Source organism: uncultured Methanospirillum sp., from assembly GCF_963668415.2.
GTDB lineage: Archaea > Halobacteriota > Methanomicrobia > Methanomicrobiales > Methanospirillaceae > Methanospirillum.
On the sequence record NZ_CAXXDL010000001.1, the window covers coordinates 3,425,444 to 3,446,459 of the forward strand.

Here is a 21,016-nt window from a genome sequence, read left to right on the forward strand (position 1 = left end):
TGCCTCGACATACATGAAATTCATAATAATCGGGTCTTCTACCGGTGGACCGAGGATATTGTTTGATCTCTTTGCAGATCTCCCGCAGGTATCTGCAGCAATCATTCTTATTCAGCACATGCCGGTATCTACTGCGAACAGGCTGGCAAAACGGCTCAGTCAGCTGACAGCCAATACTGTTTATATTGCAGAAGATCATCAGCCGATCTCGACCGGTTCGGTCTTTATTGCACCAGGAGATCAGCATCTTGTTCTTGACAATTATGAGCAGGTCCGCCTGACCAGTGACGAAAAGGTGAACTTTGTCCGGCCGTCTGTCGATGTTACCATGCTCGGCCTGAAACGGGATCTCAGGCACTCGATTCTCGGAATAATCCTTTCAGGCATGGGGTCCGACGGGGCAGAAGGCCTTGCTCATATCAAAAAGATCGGTGGAATGACCGCTGTTCAGGATCCAGCAAGCTGTACCATCAGGAGTATGCCTGAAGCAGCGTTAAAAACAGAAAAGGTGGATTATACTCTGCCACCGGAAGAACTCAAAAACCTGATGATTGAGTTCTCAAAATCAGGCATTCCGTAGGGTAAACACTTCCATCTCTTTGTGCATATTGGCGACTGCCTCGTTGATCAGGTCGATGATCTCTGTGATCTGGGATACAACTGCAAGGGCCTCCTCACTTGTTGCCGATGAATGAGTTGCGTCATCAGCCGTCTTCTTTACCAGGATACTCATCTCGTTGGCACTTGCGGTGATCTCTTCAAACGATGCTGCCTGCTGCTCGGTTGCCCGTGCGATTGTCACCATTTTCTGGTTGATGGTATCAACTGAATCGGTCAACTGGGTGAAGACATTGAGGGTATCGTTCAGTGCCCGGTTGCCATCCAGAACCGCTTTTCCAGCTGCCTCAATTGCTATTGCGGCATTGTCAGATTTTCGTTCAAGGCCCTGGATCATGTCTGCGATCGACTCTGCCGAGGTCCGTGACTCCTGTGCAAGCGACTTGACCTCTGATGCAACCACTGCAAAGCCTCTTCCTGCATCACCTGCACGTGCAGCCTCAATGGCTGCATTGAGGGCAAGGAGATTTGTCTGATTTGCAAGATCAGTGATGATGTTGACGATCTTTCTGATCTGGTTCATCTCGCTTCTGATCTCGGTGATGATAGATTCGACTTCAGAGGATGAACGGGTGATACTCTCCATTCCCTTGTCAGCATTCTCTGCATGCTCAGTACCTTTCTTTGCAAGGTTGTTTGCGTCCTCGCTGAGGCGTGCAACCGAATCTGCATTTCCTGATATCTCGCTGACCATCACGGTGAGGTCTGACATGGCCCGAAGTACCTGATCAATTCCATCCTCTGATTTTGCAGCGTTTGCGGATGTCTCTTCTGCGTTCTGTGAGATCTCCTTTGCTCCCCTGCTGACATCCTCGACACCGAACTGGGCTGTTGCTGCATGATGGGAGAGGTTGTCCACCTCTTTCTTGAGGGTTGCAACGGTGCTGGAGATCTCAACTCCTATGTGATCCAGTGATTCTTTGAATAAGGAGAAGTCGCCTTCAGCACGAACTTTTGTATCAAAGATCTCAGCAAAATTGCATCTTGAATACTGGTCTGATACCCGCATTCCTTCTCTGAGTGGATTGACGACCTCCTCAAAGGTCTGGTTCATACCGGTGACGACCCTGGCAAAGTCTCCCTGGTGTCTGAGCGGATCAGCTCGGACTTCGAGATCTCCTTTCACTGCAGCACCAGAGAGGAGGTTTGCATCATCGATGAGCAGGTTGATGGCATTGATACACTGGTTGAGATTGTTCTTGATCTCGTTGAAGTCTCCCCTGTACTCATCAGTGATGACAGGTGGCAGATCTCCCTTGCTGATCCGGTCGATGTACTCGGCAGCAAGGTTTAACGGGGTGATGTAGGCATCGAGCATCTGATTGATGCCGAGCAGCATCTTTCCGTTCTCGCCCGGATACTTTGATGCGTCTGCTCTTACATCGAGTTTCCCATCGATGGCTGCCTGAATGAGCATCTTGATGTCAGCATTACGCATATGGATGACGTCGATGAGTGCATTGAGATTGTTCTTGATCTCGTTGAAGTCTCCCCGGTAATCCTCGGTGATCTTTGGTGGAATGTCTCCCTTGCTGATTCTGTCTATGTATTCAGCTGAGACATTGATGGGTCCGATGTATGCATCAAGCATGTGATTGATACCATCTATCATCTTCCCGTTCTCTCCCGGGTATTTTGCCGAGTCTGCCCTGACATCAAGCTTCCCGTCGAGTGCAGCATCAATGAGCATCTCGATGTCCTTGTTTCTCATATGGACAACGTCCATGAGGGCATTGAGGTTGTTCTTGATCTCGTTGAAGTCGCCGTGGTAGTCCTCGGTTATCCGTGGCGGGATGTCTCCTTTGCTTATTCTGTCTATGTATTCAGCTGAGACATTGATGGGTCCGATGTATGCATCAAGCATGTGATTGATACCATCTATCATCTTCCCGTTCTCTCCCGGGTATTTTGATGAGTCTGCTCTTACATCGAGTTTGCCATCAATTGCAGCATCAATGAGTGCCTTGATGTCTGCATTTCTCATATGGATAACATCCATGAGGGCGTTTAGATTGTTCTTGATCTCGTTGAAGTCCCCATGGTAGTCCTCGGTTATCCGTGGCGGGATGTCTCCTTTGCTAATTCTGTCAATGTATTCAGCTGAGACATTGATGGGTCCGATGTATGCATCAAGCATGTGATTGATGCCATCTATCATCTTCCCGTTCTCGCCCGGATATTTTAATGAGTCTGCCCTTACATCGAGTTTCCCATCTATTGCTGCATCAATGAGTGCCGTGATGTCTGCATTTCTCATATGGATAACATCCATGAGGGCGTTTAGATTGTTCTTAATCTCGTTGAAGTCCCCATGGTAGTCCTCGGTTATCCGTGGCGGAATGTCACCCTTGCTGATTCTGTCAATATATTCAGCTGATACGTTAATCGGTCCGATGTATGCATCAAGCATGTGATTGATGCCATCTATCATCTTCCCGTTCTCTCCCGGATATTTTGATGAGTCTGCTCTTACATCGAGTTTGCCATCGATCGCAGCATCAATGAGTGCCTTGATGTCTGCATTTCTCATATGGATAACATCCATGAGGGCGTTTAGATTGTTCTTGATCTCGTTGAAGTCCCCATGGTAGTCCTCGGTTATCCGTGGCGGAATGTCTCCTTTGCTAATTCTGTCAATGTATTCAGCCGAGACGTTAATCGGTCCGATGTATGCATCAAGCATGTGATTGATGCCATCTATCATCTTCCCGTTCTCTCCCGGGTATTTTGATGAGTCTGCCCTTACATCGAGCTTCCCATCGATTGCAGCATCAATGAGTGCCTTGATGTCTGCATTTCTCATATGGATAACATCCATGAGGGCGTTTAGATTGTTCTTGATCTCGTTGAAGTCCCCATGGTAGTCCTCGGTTATCCGTGGCGGAATGTCTCCTTTGCTAATTCTGTCAATGTATTCAGCCGAGACATTAATCGGTCCGATGTATGCATCAAGCATGTGATTGATGCCATCTATCATCTTCCCGTTCTCTCCCGGATACTTTGCCGAGTCTGCCCTGACATCAAGTTTCCCGTCGATCGCTGCATCAATGAGCATCTTGATGTCGGTATTTCTCATGTGAATAATATCGATGAGAGCATTGAGATTGTTCTTGATCTCATTGAAGTCTCCCCGGTAGTCATCAGCGATCTTTGGTGGAATGTCTCCCTTGCTGACACGGTCAATATACTCTGCTGAGACGTTGATAGGCCCGAGGTAGGAATCAAGTATCTTGTTTATCCTCTCGATGAGTCCGCCGTGATATCCGGTGTACTTAGAGATGTCTGCCCTGAAGTCAAGACGTCCTTCCTGGGCTGCTGTGGCAAGGAGCGATATGTCGTCATTTCGCAGATGGATGACATCAATGAGGGTGTTGAGATTGTTCTTGATCTCATTGAAGTCTCCCCGGTAATCTTCGGTGATCTTCGGCGGAAGATCACCTTTACTGATCCTGTCTATATATTCTGCGGAGACGTTAATCGGTCCGATATAGGCATCAAGCATCTCGTTGATGCCCTCAATCATCTTCCCGTTTTCGCCTGAGTACTTCCTGGCATCTGCTCTGAAGTCCAGTTTACCTGCAGTTGCAGCATCGATGAGGGTTTTAATATCATCGTTTCGCAGGTTGGTTACATCAATGAGATTATTGAGGTTATTCTTGATCTCGTTAAAGTCTCCACGGTACGACTCGGTGATCTTTGGCGGAATGTCCCCCTTGCTGATCCTGTCTATATACTCTGCTGAGACGTTGATGGGTCCGATATAGGCATCGAGCATGTGATTGATGCCTTCGATCATCTTTCCGTTCTCACCAGGATACTTCTTTGATTCGGCACGAACATCCAGACGCCCGTCAATTCCTGAATTGATGAGCATCTTGATGTCTTCATTACGCATATGAACGATATCGATGAGAGCATTGAGATTATTCTTGATCTCATTGAAGTCTCCCCGGTATGCTTCAGTGATCCGTGGTGGGAGATCTCCCTTGCTGATCCTGTCTATGTATTCTGCTGAAACATTGATGGGTCCGATATAGGCATCAAGAATTTTGTTTATCCCTTCCAGGATCTTTCCGTGATAACCGGGATATTTTGTGGCATCGGCACGTGCATCGAGTTTCCCTTCTACGGCAGCACTGATGAGCATGGTGATATCAGCACCACGCATCTTTGAAACATCAATAACCCGGTTTATATCCTTGAGAATACTTCCGATGTCTCCAGAATATTTGTCAGCAGAAATGAGATCCGGAACTTTCCCGTCAGCAAAATCAGAAAAAGCAGCTGCTGCAATCCGGATCGGCACACTGATATTATTAAATCCTGAGTCCAGGGATTCTATCATCTCTTTAAATCCACCCTGGTAACGTGTAGGATCTATTCGTGCTGACAGATCACCTGCAATACAGCCATCAGAAAATCTTGTGATGTCGGTCTGCATCAGAGAGAGGTTTTCACATATTTTTGTAAGTTTGTCTGTAACTATACCTCTGCTTCCAGGGAGACGGGGGATATCAGAATGAAACGAACCATCAAGAATTGAGCCCACTGCATCTGATATTCCCTTCTCTTCCTGTACAAACAGATCAGCAAGCTGATTAACCAGGTTTACTATGCTTAACTCATTACCTGAAAAACGGGTAACATCGATTCGGGCATCAGAAAGTCCGGATCTTTGAAACTCAAGCAACTTAGAAATCTCTTCATAAATACGATTAGAATTCTGACTTTCTCCTTCTGGAGATGTATCTTGTGGCCCCATCACAAATCACTCCGTTACAGACAGCACGTTTAAAGAATGTAACGTGATTGTGTCAGGATTATGTCATCTCATATATTTAAAGGGACTGTTGAGAGTCGTTGGTATAACCTACAAAAAAATTGTTCATTGCGATCAAATAAGTTAATTTTAAATATGGTGGAAAGAAGCAGTTTTCCAAAATGTATTTATATTGATCAAACATACGTATGATCAACTACCTTGGAGGTAGATCGATGAAGTATGGAATGACGAGTGAAAAACTGGGTGTCTCAATCAGGTCCTCTGTGCCTGCTCAAACCGGGGTCCGGTCTGACAGGTTGTCAGGACAGAATTGTGTCACCCATTACAGGCATGTTTCCTGCCTACTTCCGGGCGGAAAGACCACGGCATCTGTCCGGTAATTCAGGAATTCTGAATAACCGGATACCATCACGCCTGATAAAATCTGAAGGTTTTATCAGAGCCAGCGGTCCTGAACCGGGAGTTGGGTGAAGGAAGAGAGGCACAAAATCTGTCGTAAGCCTCTCTTTTGTATTGAATAGCGGATAGTAACGTAAAAATAAAAAATCGAGGGAATAAGATGAGACAAGTAGCAATTTACGGAAAGGGTGGAATCGGAAAATCCACAACTACACAGAACACCGTCGGAGCACTCGCTGCAGCGGGAAAAAAGATCATGGTCGTCGGCTGTGACCCGAAAGCAGACTCTACCCGTCTGCTTCTTCACGGTCTTTGTCAGAAGACTGTGCTTGATACCCTTCGTGATGAGGGCGATGATATCGAGCTTGATGCAATCCTGAAACCAGGATATAAAGATGTTCTTTGTGTCGAGTCAGGGGGCCCGGAGCCAGGAGTAGGATGTGCAGGTCGTGGAATTATTACGTCTATCAACCTGCTGGAATCACTCGGAGCATACACGCCGGATCTCGATTATGTCTTCTATGATGTGCTCGGCGATGTGGTTTGCGGAGGATTCGCAATGCCTATCCGTGAAGGAAAGGCAGAGGAGATTTACATCGTCGCATCCGGAGAACTGATGGCTCTGTATGCAGCTAACAACATTGCCAAAGGTATTCAGAAATACGCAGAAAACGGAAAAGTCCGGCTAGGGGGCATCATCTGTAACAGCAGAAAGGTCGACAACGAGTTACCTCTGCTCAAGGCATTTGCAGAAGAACTTGGATCCCAGTTGATCTACTTTGTCCCCCGTGATAACCTTGTTCAACGGGCAGAAATTAACAAGAAAACGGTCATAGATTTCGATCCAGAATCAGGTCAGGCACAGGAGTATAAGAATCTCGCCCAGGCCATTGACTCGAACAAGATGTTCGTCAAACCAAAACCAATGACCCAGGACAGACTGGAAGAATTGATGATGCAGCATGGATTCCTGGATGCATTACTGTAAGGTGGCAGGAGGAGACAACCATGTTACTTATCAGAGCTATAGTCAGACCTGAAAAGAAAGACGAAGTACTTGCATCCCTGTCAAAAGCTGGATTTCCAGCAGCAACGGTAGTAGATGTAGTCGGAAGAGGAAAACAGAAAGGTATCAAAATGGGTGGAATGCTCTACGATGAGATTCCAAAAATCCTCATCATGGTTGCAATACACGATGAAGAACGGGAAAATATCATCGATGTGATCCTCAAGACGGCCCGGACCGGCGAAGACGGAACATTTGGTGATGGTAAGATCTTCATCACGCCACTCGAAGAGGTTTACACGATCTCCCGGGGCGGCCGAGGTCTCTGAAGGCGAGGCATCTCATGAAAGAGATCATGGCAGTCGTCAGGATGAATAAGACGAATGCTACAAAAACGGCATTAATTGAAGCCGGAGTCGCAGGATTTACTGCGATTAAGGTTCTTGGCAGGGGAAAACCTGTAGAAGATCTGGCGATCATCCAGGAGCGGAAGAACAAGTTACTTGAGATGGCAGTGCACGAGAGTATCGATGTAGAAGAAGCCGAGCGGCAGGTAACCAGTTTCCTTGACGGATCCAGGTTATTCCCCCGAAGGCTCTTTACCATCCTTGCTCACGATGATGACGTTCCCCGTATCATCGAGGCCATCACGAAGGCGAATAAGACCGATAACGCGGTTGGTGACGGAGCAATCTTCGTGATGCCTATTGCCGATGCAGTACGTGTGAGAACCGGAGAAGCCGGAGAAGCAGCAATCTGGTAATACAGGATTTGATGTAGATGTCAATGAGCGAAGATATGATGGGGGATATGCTGGAAAAATATCCGGAGAAGGTTCTCAAAAACCGGAAGAAGCATATCACCATCGTCGATACAAATCAGGCCTGTCAGCAGATTGAGGCTAATACCCGGACTATTCCGGGTATCATCTCCCAGCGTGGTTGTGCCTATGCCGGATGCAAAGGTGTGGTTGTCGGACCAATCAAGGATATGGTTCATATCGTGCACGGTCCGGTCGGCTGCTCCTATTACGCATGGGGAACACGTCGAAACAAGGCCCGTGCCGATGACAATACACCGGCAGATCAGATCTTCTCGACCCTGTGTTTCACAACTGACATGCAGGAGAGCGATATCGTCTTTGGTGGTGAGAAAAAACTGGCCAAGATGATCGACGAGGTTGTTGAGGCATTTCATCCACGTGCAGTCTCGATCTGTGCAACCTGCCCGGTCGGTCTTATCGGTGATGATATTGGTGCAGTGGCAAAAGCTGCCCAGGAACGGCATGGCATTCAGGTGCTGTCCTTCAATTGTGAAGGCTACAAGGGTGTCAGCCAGTCTGCAGGTCACCATATTGCCAACAATAACCTGATGGAGCATGTTATCGGTACCGGTCCGGATCGGGATCCAAGTGACAAGTACGTGATCAACATCCTTGGTGAGTACAATATTGGTGGAGACGGATGGGAGATAGAGAGGATCCTTGGAGATATTGGGTACAAAGTCAACTGTGTCCTTACAGGAGACACCAGTATTCTTGAGATCAAGAATCTTCATCAGGCTCATCTGAACCTTGTCCAGTGTCACCGGTCGATCAACTACATCGCTGAAATGATGGAGACCAAGTACGGAACTCCATGGCTCAAAGTGAACTTTATAGGAGTTGAAGCAACCAAAAAGAGCCTTCGTGAGATGGCCCTCTGCTTTGGCGATGAAGTACTGATCAAAAAGACTGAAGAGGTAATCGCCCGTGAGGAAGCAAGAATCATGCCGGTCATCGAACACTACCGTAAGATATGCCAGGGCAAGACTGCGTTCGCCTTTGTCGGAGGCTCACGAAGTCACCACTACATGCATCTCCTCAGGGATCTTGGTATGGAAGTGGTTGTAGCAGGGTATGAGTTTGCCCACCGGGATGATTACGAAGGACGCCAGGTTATTCCGTCAATCAAAACGGATGCAGACTCAAAGAATATTCCTGAACTGCATTTAAGCCCTGACGAAGAAAAATTCCAGGAAGCTCACATTCACCTGAACATGTCAAAAGAGAAATTTGATGAGTTGAACAAAAAAGTTCCCCTCAGTTTCTATGAAGGCATGCAACCAGACATGAAAGACGGCGAGGTCATGATAGATGACTGCAATCATCATGAACTTGAGAAGATGGTTCGTACCCTTCGTCCGGACCTCGTCTTTGCAGGTGTCAGGGACAAGTATTTCGTACAAAAACTCGGAGTGCCTGCAAAACAGATGCACTCATACGACTACAGTGGACCATATGCCGGATTCAATGGTGCAATGAACTTTGCACGCGACATTACCAACGCCATGACTACTCCGGCATGGAAACTGGTTACTGCCCCCTGGGAGAAACAGACCCAATAAAGGAGTGATATAAATGCTCGAATGTATGCCTGAGGGCGAGGTAGCTCATACGATCGGGAAGATAAACCCGGTCAAAACCTGCCAGCCTATCGGCGCAATGTATGCGGCACTCGGAATTCACCGGTGCCTTCCCCACAGTCATGGATCCCAGGGCTGCTGTGCCTACCACCGGATGCATCTCTCACGTCACTTCCGTGACCCGGTACTTGCATCCACAAGTTCCTTTACCGAAGGAGCCTCGGTGTTCGGCGGAGCAGCGAATCTGAAGACTGCAATAAAGAACGTGTTTGAGATCTATAAGCCTGATATTATCGCAGTGCATACCACCTGTCTCAGTGAGACCATCGGTGATGACATTCCGACGATCATCAAGCAGTCAGAAGTTCCCGAAGGAAAGGTCGTAATCCACGCCAACACACCATCATACGTGGGTTCCCATATCACCGGGTTCTCTAATATGGTCAAGGCCATGGTCACCTACCTGGCCGAGCGGGATGAGGAGACCATCCGAAAGAAACGTGTGAATATCATTCCGGGATTTATTAACCCCTCTGATATGAGGGAGATCAAGCGGATCACCGCAAGTCTCGGTGTCGATATGACCATGTTCCCTGATACCACCAATGTGCTCGACTCCCCGCTCACCGCGAAATTTGACATGTACCCGGAAGGTGGAGCAACCATCGAGCAGATCAGGGACAGTGGAAACTCACGCCTGACCCTGGCGATAGGAGCATGGTCATCCAATGCAGCAGGAGCTGCACTTCAGGAGAAATGCGGAGTGCCATGTGTTCCGCTCAAGGTTCCGATCGGACTCAAGGCCACCGATGACCTGATCATGACCCTCAAGGAGAAGTTCGATGCAGTGGTTCCCGATGACCTGACTCTTGAACGTGGTCAGGTTGTTGACACCCTCATCGATACTCACTTCCACTATCAGGGCAAGAAGGTTGCAATCTACGGGGATCCTGACATCGTGGTTCCTATGGTTGAGTTCGTGCTGACTATGGGAATGATTCCGAAATATGTCATAATCGGTACCCCTGGAAAAGCATTTGAAGAACAGATTGGAGCCATGATTGAAGCAGTCGGTATCGAAGACTACATCGTCAAGGCTGAAGGAGATCTCTTCGAACTGCACCAGTGGATCAAGGAAGAGTCGGTCGATCTCCTGATCGGAAACACATACGGGAAATATATCGCAAGAGCCGAGGATATTCCACTCGTCAGAGTTGGATTCCCGATTCTTGACCGGGCTGTTCATCCGCTGATGCCCATAACCGGGTACAAAGGATGTCTGCGGCTCATAGAGATGATCAGTAATGCCCTCCTCGACCGGCGTGACCGTGATTGTCTGGACGAAGATTACGAACTGGTACTGTAGACTACAGGGTCGAAAGGGATCATCCCTTTCCAGTGCCACAATTAAAAACGGTGAAATATTATGGAGCATGTTTGTTCGCTGCCGGCCACAGGAGCCGGATGTATTAGCGAACGCCAGAACTCCATCATAACCACAGGGAAGAACAAAAGCCGCATTCATTGCGCAGACGACAGCCTGGCCGGAGCGGTCAGCCAGAGAGCCTGCGTATTCTGCGGAGCACGGGTTGTTCTGAATCCGATTACGGATGCAGTTCACCTGGTCCACGGTCCAATCGGCTGTGCCACGTACACCTGGGACATCAGGGGAAGTCTCTCCAGCAGTTCAGAGATGTACAGGCATAGTTTTTCCACAGACCTGAAAGAAAAGGACGTGGTTTTTGGTGGCGAACCAAAACTGGCTGCCTGTATCGATGAAGTGGTGACAAAATATCATCCTCCTGCAGTGTTTGTGTATTCAACCTGTGTGGTCGGGATGATCGGCGATGATATCATTGCTGTCTGCAAGGATGCTTCCGAGCGGTATGGAATCGATATCATTCCTGTAGAATCATCCGGATTCCTGTCAGGAAACAAGATCGTCGGGTACCGGGCAGCTGCAGAAGCGATCATGCGACTCATCAGGCCAAAACTCGGTGAGGTCGTAGAAAAGACACGTAAACTCAACTTCCTGGGTGAATATAACCTGGGAGGAGAGAAGTGGCTGATTGAGAAATATCTCAAAGAGATCGGCATCGAAGTCAACGTAGCATTCACCGGCGATTCAACCGTTGCAGCACTCAAGAAAGCACCCGGGTCATGCCTGAACATCGTTCAGTGTACAGGGTCGATGCACTGGGTTGCCCAACGGCTACAACAGGAGTACGGAATTCCCTACCTTGATGTGAACTTCTTCGGGGCAGAGAATACAGCTGACAGTCTGCGGAGAATTGCAGAATTCTATGGTGATCCGGAGATCAGCAGAAAAGCTGAAGCACTGATTGCACGGGAAAATGCCAGGATCGAACCACTCATTGCGAAGTACCGTACGAAGCTGACAGGAAAGCGAGCCGCCATATACGTTGGCGGAGCCTTTAAGGCCGTCGCCCTGATCAGGCAGATGAAAGATCTCGGGATGGAGGTCGTCGTTACCGGGACACAGACCGGGAAACAGGAAGAGTATGATACCATCAGCGGCCTGCTCAGCGAAGGAACAATCGTGGTCGACGATGCCAACCCGGCAGAGATCGAGAGGTTCCTTCTCGATATGAAGGTTGATGTGATGGCCGGTGGCGTAAAGGAGCGGGTGCTTGCATACAAACTCGGCATCGGATTCGTGGATCATAATCATGACCGAAAGAAATGTCTTGCCGGGTTTGACGGGGCAGTGACCTTTGCCAAGGAAGTGTACATCACAACCTGTTCACCTGTCTGGAAACATCTGAAAGAGAGCATACAGGAGGGATAATCATGCAGACTGTCAGTACCCACCGGGTAAAAGAGGTCAACGAGAACCAGTGCCACATGTGTATGCCACTTGGAGGTGTCATCGCCTTCAAGGGTATCGAGGGAGCAATGGTGCTCGTGCATGGATCCCAGGGTTGCAGCACGTACATGCGGCTTGCAAATGTCGAGCACTTTCACGAGCCGGTTGATATCGCATCCTCGTCACTGAACGAGAAACAGACCATTCTCGGTGGAGAGAAAAATCTGAAGAAGGCACTGGACAACGTGCTCCGGGTCTACCAGCCGACGATGCTCGGGATCCTGACGACCTGTCTTGCCGAGACGATGGGTGAGGATATGGACCGGATCATCCGTTCCTATAGACAGGAACGGCCAGATCTCAATGTTGAGATCGTGTCGGTTGCAACACCAAGTTATGGCGGTACCCATTCGGAAGGATTCTGGGCTGCAACCCGGGCTGTCATAGCCCATTATGCCCGTCCCTGCGAATCCCATAGCCGGATAAACGTGATAATTCCCAACATCAGTCCTGCTGATATCAGGGAGATAAAACGGATCCTTGGATTCTTCAACCTGGAGTATACCCTGATTCCGGACTTCTCGATGACACTGGACCGGCCATACGGTGGCAGCTACCAGAAGATCCCAACCGGCGGGACGAGTCCTGCTGATATCTCAAGGATGCCCGGAGCTCCGCTTACGATCCAGTTCGGTATGACCTGTCCGGATGCACTATCACCAGGGTTATTCCTGGAGCAGCAGTTCAGTGTCAGACTTGTCAACCTCCCGATTCCGATTGGGCTCGATAATGTGGACCAGTTCATTGCAGCATTATCATCGCATACCGGTCTTCCGGTTCCCGGGCAGCTTGCGCTAGAGCGTGGCTGGCTCCTGGATGGAATGGCTGATTCACACAAATATAATGCTGAGGGCAGACCGGTCATCTACGGCGAACCTGAAATGGTCTATGCCCTGACCTGCACATGCATTGAGAATGGTGCCGAGCCGGTGGTGATTGCAAGCGGATCGCCACACAGCAAACTCGGGAATCTCATCGGTCCGATGCTTACCGAACTGCTTGAACAGCCGGTGATCATTGAAGAGGCTGACTTCGCTTCTATTGAGCATGCTGCTGTTTCAGCAGGAGCAACGATCGGAGTTGGGCATACTGGAGGAAAATTCCTGACCGAACGACATGGGATCCCGGTGACCAGGATCGGATATCCGATTCACGACCGGATCGGCGGGCAGAGGATCTTCTCTGCCGGATATGCAGGAACTCTTGCATTTCTGGACCGGTTCACAAATACCCTGCTTGAGCAGAAGTACGGCTCATACCGGGAGAAGACCAAAGAAGAGATGTTCAATCATATCTGAAACCGCAGGAATTCGTAAAAAACACAGGAGATTATTATGCAAAAACCATCACACCATATTTTTATCTGCACCAGTTCACGACCAACCGGCCAGCAGAAAGGATTTTGTCATACAAAGGAAGGCGTCGATGTTATGGCAAAGTTCATGGAAGAGATCGAAGAACGCGACCTGGGCGGTGATGTCTTCATCACCAATACCGGATGTTTCGGGATATGCGAGAAAGGTCCGATAGTCGTTGTCTATCCCGACAATGTCTGGTATGGCTCGGTAGGTCCTGATGATGTGGAAGAGATCATGGAGTCACACATCGAGGGCGGTACAGTCGTGGAGCGACTGGTTATCTGAGGAGACATTATGATCCCCGAGATTGCAGCAATGCTGGATCAGGAGGGGTGTACAACTACCCTGACAGGACCCGGTGAGGTTGTCGTATACTCAAAAGTGTTATCCTCCTGGGAACCGGTCAGGCGAATGCCTTTTTCCCTCGATACCAGCCAGGGACTTGCCCAGCTCAGAACAAAGATGGCTGAACTGGTAACGTTTCTTGGCGACTGCAGGATATTTGTTGCGAGAGCAGCAACCGGAGCCATCTTCTTTGAGCTGGAAAAGGCCCGGTGCGGAGTCTGGGAGATTCATGAGAGACCTGATGAGTTTCTCAACCAGGTATGGAGGGAAGAAGAGGATCAGGATTCTGTACAGGAAGTCGCATCAACCGATATTCCGGTGCCAGTGGAGATCTCTCCGGGAAAGTATTACCTTTCCATCAAGGATATCCAAGGGCAGAGACCTGATGTAAGCAGCAAACAAGTGCTTCAGAAGTTTATCAGGGCTGGATCGTATGAGTCATTAGAAGTGATCTGCGATCATGTACCCCCCTGGATTCCACTGGAGTCTACATGTTGTGGGTTTACACTGCAGAGTGAGCGTCTTGGACCTAGTGAGGTGAAATTAGTATTAACAAGGAACCCCGCTGACAGCTGCGGGTGTAGCTGAAAAAAGTTCTATACCACTCGATTACTCAAGGATATACCATACCACACCACATATTTTCGGGAGAGGAACGCTCTCCCGTTTCCTCTGAATTATATTCCTGGACAGGTATCATATGAACCTGTTCTGATTCTGTCTACCACGATGAATGATCAGAAATTCATAAAAAATTGATACCCTGAAATTGGGGATTTGGTGCCATGCACATCTATTCACTCGAACATGATCATGACGATGAACCGGTATTCATTGCCAGATGGCTTGCAGAGCATGATTTACCTCTCACTCGGATTCGACTCTATAATGGGGAGCCACTTCCGGATCCGGATCAGGTAGACCTGCTCATCATCATGGGCGGTGCAATGAATATTTACGAGGAATCAATGTACCCGTGGCTTATTCGAGAAAAGATCTTCATCCGGGCTGTGATTGATTCCGGAGTATCGGTTCTCGGTGTATGTCTTGGAGGTCAACTCATCTCATCAGTCCTTGGTGGAGTAGTTACACGGGCGGATCTTCCCGAATACGGGTGGCATACTATCAGACGGCTTCGTGAACATGTAACCCAGTTGCCTGAAGAAATTACAGTGTCAGGCCTGGATATTTTTCCTGATGAGGTTACTGTCTTTCAATGGCACAACGATACGTTCAGTATCCCACCTGGTGCAGTGCATCTGTATGCCACTGATACATGCCAGAACCAGGCATTTATCTATGATTCCCGGGTGATTGGTCTTCAATTTCACCCCGAGATGGATAGCACGACAATCAGAGCGTTTCTTAGCCAGTCAAGAGAAAAAATGGTGAACGACGGTCTTTGTTCGGTACATGATGATACCCTGTCCCGGATTCAACTCTTCCCTGCCGGAAATGAATTTGTATCCGGTCTGTTGTACTATCTCACTGGCCTTGTTCGAAAATAAAAACCACACCGATGCCCTTGGTGTTTCTATACCAATACGACTCTCCTTTTTTCAGAAGTACTCAATTACTTCCTGATAACACAACCAGACGATCCTGGGTGAACAGGTGTTGATGAGCCGAAATAGACGAGAACTTAATAAGGCCATTACAATCAAATGACTTATGGAAACCCATCCAATTTTTAAGATTTTTGATTCAGTTCCCAGACAGGGGGCAGGGGATGATGAGCACACGGGAAAGGCATTCTCTCTTATCGCAGAACAACGGAAAGGAGGTGGTGAGATCCTTGATGTCGGGTGCGGGAAGGGTGTACAGACGATGGCTCTTGCCCGCTTGTGCCCGTCCTGCAGAATAGTTGCGACAGATATTTACCAGCCTTTCCTTGATGCGGTAGATGAAAAAATTGTAGCCGGAGGTTTTTCCGGGAGAATCAAAACCGTCTGTGCATCAATGGACGATCTTCCTTTTGGAGAGGAGTCTTTCGATATTATATGGGCTGAAGGGTGCTCATCTATCATAGGTATTGAAAAAGCCGTCTTATACTGGAAAAAATTCCTGAAACAGGGCGGATACATAATGATCTCGGATATTTTCTGGTTTACTGAGAGCCCGTCTGATGAGGTACGGAAATTCTTTGCCGAGTTCCATCCGACAATGATGACCGAGGAGAAAGGATTTGAGATCATCCAAAAAGCCGGGCTTGAGAAGGTTGGATCCTTCAGGCTCCCTTCCTCTGTATGGGAAGAAAGTTTCTACGGAACATTGAGGGGGAAGTTTAAAGAACTCGAAGAAGAATTTGCAGATGATGAGACCGCTCTGATGATAATAGGGGGGCTCAAAAGGCAGACCAAAATCTTTGAGAAATACCCTGATGAGTTTGGGAACACATATCTGATAATGAAAAAACCATTGTGAATCATATTTGATTCATAATTCTCATTTTCTATGTGGTACATGAAGAATGAATGTATACTGACTTCCAACTCTTCTCAATAATTATATTATCAGTGTTTTCTCCGGTTATACAGGGAAGCAAATGTTTGACTCGTTTTAATTGATAGAACTGGTCTTGTTTCTGGTTCAATGGAATACGTTATGTCTTTTTTTAGCTTGTTCTATTACGTAGAATTATGAATCGATAATTATCCTTTTACAGGTATGTGTCAACTTCTAATATATGACAATCTGTAATATTACAAGTTTAAAGTTGACCCTATGAGCGGCTTCTCACTGGCGCCAATAGAAATCCTTTTTTATATACTCATGCCGTTATAGTAGATATGAATTCTGACTCTCCACAGATACCCGAGGCCTTTGATTCAAATTCTGATATTGCGGTTCTCAAGGAGAAAATGGAATCACTCAATAATGAGATAACTGACCTGAAAAGAGAGAAAAACAAATATGAATCAATACTTCGATATAATCCCAATCCCATCCTTATCTGGAATACTGATCTCAAGGTTATCGACGTTAATGATGCATTTATAAAATCTACTGGCTATTCAAAAGAAAAGACTCTTTCACTCAGAATATCTGACTTCGTGTATCTCGACCGTAAGGGTGATGGAATCCAGGAAACAATTCGAGATCGGACAATAAAAACAGGTGAGGCCACATTTCAGTTTCCTAGCGGTGTTTATACCTGGATACGATATACAATTCCTGTTCTCGATGAAAAAGGGGATGTCAAGGTAATTATTTCAGTATACAATGATGTAACTGAACTGAAAACCGAACTTAACGAGATCGAGATCCTGAAAAACAGGTCTAACACGATTGTGGATGAAAATCCATATCCAATGGTGGTCTGGGATCCTGATCTCAAGGTCACAATAATGAACGCTGTGGCACAGAACCTCATGGGATTCAATGCTCAAGATATCGGCCGCATTTCTATCAGAGATTTTAAATATCTGAAAGAGACCGGCACAAGTGTTGCGGATACATTTAAAACTGGCAAACCAAGTCAGGGCGAAGCGGTTTTTCAGTTCTCAACCGGTATCAAGACATTAGAACGTCACAATATTCCTCTCACTGACACAACAGGCAAAGTCACCCATGTGTTATCAGTGTATTATGACCTCACTGATCAGAAACAGGCAATAACCGATATATTACAGGTGATTCAGATGGCACAGGGTGGCGATCTGACAGCCCGAACAGATGAGAAACGGTACTCCGGAGATTTCTTAGAGATATCCAAAGGGATTAATCAGATATTAGCAATTATTACCACCCCGTTCAGGGTTTTCCAGGAAAAGATCGTAGATATTGCGTCCGGTGCTGAAGAGGTCAATGCCAGTGTTGAGGAAGTGTCTGCCGGAACTAATTTGCTTGCTCAATCCTCGAATTCACTGAGTGAGACCACAGAACATGGTGAAGAAGGTGTCAGACAGATCCTTCGTGCGATGGAAGATCTGTCCACAACGGTCTCTAATATGGCGATTGATAGCGAATCGGTTGCAAAACTTGCTAGTGTAGCCGATGATAGAAGCAAACTTGGTATTCAACTCGCTAAAAATACTGAACAGGCTATGGACGGTATCACCAAGACCTCAGAAGAGGTTGATACTATCGTGAATGATATCAGAAATCAGATGGATCAGATCGGAAAGATTGTCAAACTGATCTCTGATATCGCAAACCAGACTAATCTTCTTGCACTAAATGCTGCGATTGAGGCTGCCCGCGCCGGAGAGGCTGGGCGGGGATTTGCCGTTGTCGCAGCTGAAGTCAAATCACTGGCACAGGAGTCACGTCAGTCTGCTGAAAGTATTACCGAAATGATCAGTAATCTTCAGACAAAATCACAGAAAGCAGCAGAGGCAGTGAAGAGTTCTGTTACAAATGTTCAGGAAGGAAATGCATCCCTGACTGAAACCATCACCGCGTTTACAAGTATTGCACAATCCATAGAGGATATTTCACAAAAGGTAACTAATATGGCATCGGTTACCGAAGAACAGGCAGCATCGGTTGAGGAGATTACTGCCAGCGTGACTGAAGTTGCCACTCTGCTGAGCAATACCGTCCAGCAGGCTGTTGATTCTTCTGCAGCGACTGAAGAAGCATCTGCTGCCCTTGCCCAGATTGTACAGGCAATACAGGATGTGTCACAGAGTGTTGAGGCAGTATCTACAGAGATTTCAAGGTTTACGGTGTGAGATCGGATGAACACCATTGAAAAGGCAAATCCAGATAAAAACTCGACTGATGATGAGATTCAGGTTGTTGAGTTCATACTTGGAGATAACAAGTTTGCAATTAACCTTTTCGATGTCAGGGAGATCGTTGAGTCGATGCGAATCACTCCTCTTCCTCATACCCCTTCCCATATCAGAGGGATCATTGATCTCAGGGGAGAGATCACCACGGTAATCGATCTGAAAACTCTGTTAAATATTCAAAAATCCAGTACCGAAAGTCAAACCGATTCTAGGCTGATAGTCCTTGATAGCAGTTTAACAGCGATAAAAACCGGTATTCTTGTTGATGATGTATCTTCGGTTATGACCGTTTCAATGAAAGATATTGATCAGTCTCATACGGATGATGAAGATGCACATATTTTAGGAATTATAAAAAAATCTTTGGATAATACCAATGATTCAAGACGGGAGTTAGTGATCTGGCTTGATATTAAAGCTCTTCTTGATAATGTAACAACCATATAATTCATCTTATTATTAATAAATATCTGATACCATCTTTCCTGAAAATCAGGATTGTTTCTTCATTTTTCTCTATTATCTATCATGATTTCATAATCTGTGTAATTCTATAGGCGCCAGTTAAAATCATTTTTTATCTCCCTTGATTCATTTCTATATTCATGAATAATTACCATTCAAAGTTATCAGTTACCTGGAATGATTCTGCCAAATATCTGGATCTGATTCTGATATGATTATCTATCTAATACCAACTTTAATCTCTCTGAATGATTTTCCAAAAACAATATGAGTGATCTGCTGAACGGTTTACATATGACTCCGGATATTATTTTGCATGAAAAAGGCCTTTTCACCGGTCCTACCTGGGGCCCCCAACGGGGCACCGTTGGGGTTTTTAATCTATCATTACATAATCCGTCTTCCTTCCTGTCCATTTTGATGTGGAGATGTTATCTATGAGTTATTTTTCGGTAGCATCCTGTAGGTTTATGACTACATTCCCCTCACGAATTCTTTTATCTTCATCAGAGGTTTCAGACATTTCCGGACATTCTCCTGAAGATTTAGAAAAGATCGGAGGATTTGAACAATATATTGTAAAAAATGATCTCTCCAAACGAGAGTTGGCAATACGTCATGCTATATGGACAAAAAAGACATACTCACTTGAATACGGATTTTTTCATGCGGATGGGACCGTACACACATTTTTTGAACGTGGAAATGTGTGTACTAATGCTTGTGATATGTGGCTGGATGTCATGCTTATTGATATCACCGAACAGGAAAAATCATATCACGAGGTCGTAAAAGAACGAGACCTATTAAAACAGGCATTGGATTCGATCGACGACTATGTCTCAATAGTATCTCCTGATAGCCAGATATTATTCGTTAATAAGTCACTGACAGGCAGGATTAACCAATCACCTGATCATTATATCGCAAAATTCAGTAGTTCACCTGGGTATAACAATAAAACACAAAAATCAGGGCAGATGGAAGAGGTTTACGATGATTTTGCAAAGAAGGTCTATTCAATATCAAGGTCATCTATTCAATCAGATAAAGGTCATGTAGGATACATTCTGATATCCCGGGATGTATCAATAGAAAAATACCGTGAAGAATCTCTTTTGCAAACGATTGAGAAGGTAACACAGAAATTACATGAATTAGGTAGAGTTTTAAAGAATCTGGAAGAATCAAATTCCCTTCTTGAACAGGAAACATTGAAACAGGTTGAAGATGTCACCCGGTTATCAAAAATAATAGAAGACAAAAACCTTCTCGTTGAACAACTGGTAAATCAGAAGGAGTTATTCATCACACAACTGGCACATGATCTGAGGACTCCATTAACTCCGATTATTGCAATGCTACCTCTGATTATAGATAGTATACAGGATCCTGATTCAAAAGAATTACTGCAATTATTCTATAATTGTATTGAAAATCTTCAGAATATGGTTAATACAATTATTCAATATGCAACCCTGAATCAGGTAAACAGTATTGAAGATTATTCATTATTTAATGTGGATTACCTAATTGATGATGCCCTAAAAATTAACTCCTTCCTGATAAAGGAGAAAGAACTGAATATTGATATCTCTCTCCCTCCTGAAGTATCGGTTTCTCTTTCGAAAAACCTGGCACCTATGATATTTAGAAATCTTGTATCAAATGCCGTTTCCTATAACATTTTTCGAGGTTCAATTGTAATTCAGGGAGAAATTCATAAGGGAGTGATCAGAATTTTAATTTCGGATTCCGGAATCGGGATTCCTCATCATTTACTTGAGACGATGTGGGATGAGTTCGTAATTGGAGATACAGCCAGAAAAAATCCCCATTCTAAAGGACTTGGTCTCTCAATAGTCAGACAGATCGTGGTCATGCATGGGGGAACGATTACTGCAACAAGTAATGGAATTGGTACGGGAGCAACTTTTACCATCGCCTTACCTTTGAACCGTAGTGAGACCCTGGTGTTGTGTCCTCTATCAACATTACAGTAATGGTATGATT

17 protein-coding genes are annotated in these 21,016 nt (G+C 46.2%); 16 read left to right on the forward strand and 1 reads right to left on the reverse strand.

Annotated elements, in window-relative coordinates; genetic code table 11:
• Positions 1 to 13 precede the first annotated feature (13 nt).
• Positions 14 to 580 (forward strand): CheB methylesterase domain-containing protein, encoded by a 567-nt coding sequence (locus tag ACHZA2_RS16205; protein ID WP_319537866.1) that lies wholly within the window; start codon positions 14 to 16, stop codon positions 578 to 580.
• On the opposite strand, the gene ACHZA2_RS16210 is transcribed toward ACHZA2_RS16205, so the two are convergent.
• Positions 566 to 5,308, reverse strand: coding sequence for a methyl-accepting chemotaxis protein (locus ACHZA2_RS16210; RefSeq protein WP_394698608.1), 4,743 nt, complete (start codon positions 5,306 to 5,308; stop codon positions 566 to 568). The two genes, ACHZA2_RS16205 and ACHZA2_RS16210, sit on opposite strands and share 15 nt — an antisense overlap.
• Positions 5,309 to 5,613: 305 nt before the next feature.
• Between ACHZA2_RS16210 and ACHZA2_RS16215 the strand changes: the two genes are divergently transcribed.
• The 15 genes from ACHZA2_RS16215 (at position 5,614) to ACHZA2_RS16285 (ending at position 21,006) form a co-directional block, all read left to right on the forward strand.
• On the forward strand, positions 5,614 to 5,781 hold the full coding sequence (locus tag ACHZA2_RS16215) for a hypothetical protein (RefSeq protein ID WP_319580557.1): 168 nt from the start codon (positions 5,614 to 5,616) through the stop codon (positions 5,779 to 5,781).
• A gap of 179 nt (positions 5,782 to 5,960) precedes the next feature.
• Complete coding sequence (nifH, locus tag ACHZA2_RS16220; protein WP_319580558.1) at positions 5,961 to 6,788, forward strand: nitrogenase iron protein; 828 nt, start codon at positions 5,961 to 5,963, stop codon at positions 6,786 to 6,788.
• Between the two features lie 20 nt (positions 6,789 to 6,808).
• Positions 6,809 to 7,135 (forward strand): P-II family nitrogen regulator, encoded by a 327-nt coding sequence (locus ACHZA2_RS16225; RefSeq protein ID WP_300035598.1) that lies wholly within the window; start codon positions 6,809 to 6,811, stop codon positions 7,133 to 7,135.
• 14 nt (positions 7,136 to 7,149) lie between these two features.
• A complete protein-coding gene (locus ACHZA2_RS16230; protein ID WP_319580559.1) occupies positions 7,150 to 7,569 on the forward strand; it encodes a P-II family nitrogen regulator in 420 nt (139 codons plus the stop codon).
• A gap of 17 nt (positions 7,570 to 7,586) precedes the next feature.
• Positions 7,587 to 9,191, forward strand: coding sequence for a nitrogenase molybdenum-iron protein alpha chain (gene nifD / locus ACHZA2_RS16235; RefSeq protein WP_319580560.1), 1,605 nt, complete (start codon positions 7,587 to 7,589; stop codon positions 9,189 to 9,191).
• A gap of 13 nt (positions 9,192 to 9,204) precedes the next feature.
• Positions 9,205 to 10,575 carry a nitrogenase component 1 gene (locus tag ACHZA2_RS16240; RefSeq protein ID WP_319580561.1) on the forward strand — a complete coding sequence of 457 codons (1,371 nt, stop codon included), beginning with the start codon at positions 9,205 to 9,207 and terminating at the stop codon, positions 10,573 to 10,575.
• Between the two features lie 60 nt (positions 10,576 to 10,635).
• Positions 10,636 to 12,018 (forward strand): nitrogenase iron-molybdenum cofactor biosynthesis protein NifE, encoded by a 1,383-nt coding sequence (gene nifE, locus ACHZA2_RS16245; protein WP_319580562.1) that lies wholly within the window; start codon positions 10,636 to 10,638, stop codon positions 12,016 to 12,018.
• 2 nt (positions 12,019 to 12,020) lie between these two features.
• Positions 12,021 to 13,394: a nitrogenase component 1 gene (locus ACHZA2_RS16250; protein WP_319580563.1), complete on the forward strand. Its 1,374-nt coding sequence runs from the start codon at positions 12,021 to 12,023 to the stop codon at positions 13,392 to 13,394.
• Between the two features lie 36 nt (positions 13,395 to 13,430).
• On the forward strand, positions 13,431 to 13,739 hold the full coding sequence (locus tag ACHZA2_RS16255; protein WP_319537857.1) for a 2Fe-2S ferredoxin: 309 nt from the start codon (positions 13,431 to 13,433) through the stop codon (positions 13,737 to 13,739).
• Positions 13,740 to 13,748: 9 nt separating this feature from the next.
• Positions 13,749 to 14,387, forward strand: a complete 639-nt coding sequence (locus tag ACHZA2_RS16260) for a Fe-only nitrogenase accessory AnfO family protein (protein ID WP_319580564.1) — start codon at positions 13,749 to 13,751, stop codon at positions 14,385 to 14,387.
• 197 nt (positions 14,388 to 14,584) lie between these two features.
• Complete coding sequence (locus ACHZA2_RS16265; RefSeq protein ID WP_319580565.1) at positions 14,585 to 15,307, forward strand: type 1 glutamine amidotransferase; 723 nt, start codon at positions 14,585 to 14,587, stop codon at positions 15,305 to 15,307.
• A gap of 163 nt (positions 15,308 to 15,470) precedes the next feature.
• Positions 15,471 to 16,223 (forward strand): class I SAM-dependent methyltransferase, encoded by a 753-nt coding sequence (locus ACHZA2_RS16270; protein ID WP_319580566.1) that lies wholly within the window; start codon positions 15,471 to 15,473, stop codon positions 16,221 to 16,223.
• Positions 16,224 to 16,588: 365 nt separating this feature from the next.
• A complete protein-coding gene (locus ACHZA2_RS16275; protein WP_319580567.1) occupies positions 16,589 to 18,475 on the forward strand; it encodes a PAS domain-containing methyl-accepting chemotaxis protein in 1,887 nt (628 codons plus the stop codon).
• 6 nt (positions 18,476 to 18,481) lie between these two features.
• A complete protein-coding gene (locus tag ACHZA2_RS16280; protein WP_319580568.1) occupies positions 18,482 to 18,985 on the forward strand; it encodes a chemotaxis protein CheW in 504 nt (167 codons plus the stop codon).
• 488 nt (positions 18,986 to 19,473) lie between these two features.
• Positions 19,474 to 21,006: a PAS domain-containing sensor histidine kinase gene (locus ACHZA2_RS16285; RefSeq protein WP_319580569.1), complete on the forward strand. Its 1,533-nt coding sequence runs from the start codon at positions 19,474 to 19,476 to the stop codon at positions 21,004 to 21,006.
• Positions 21,007 to 21,016: the final 10 nt, after the last annotated feature.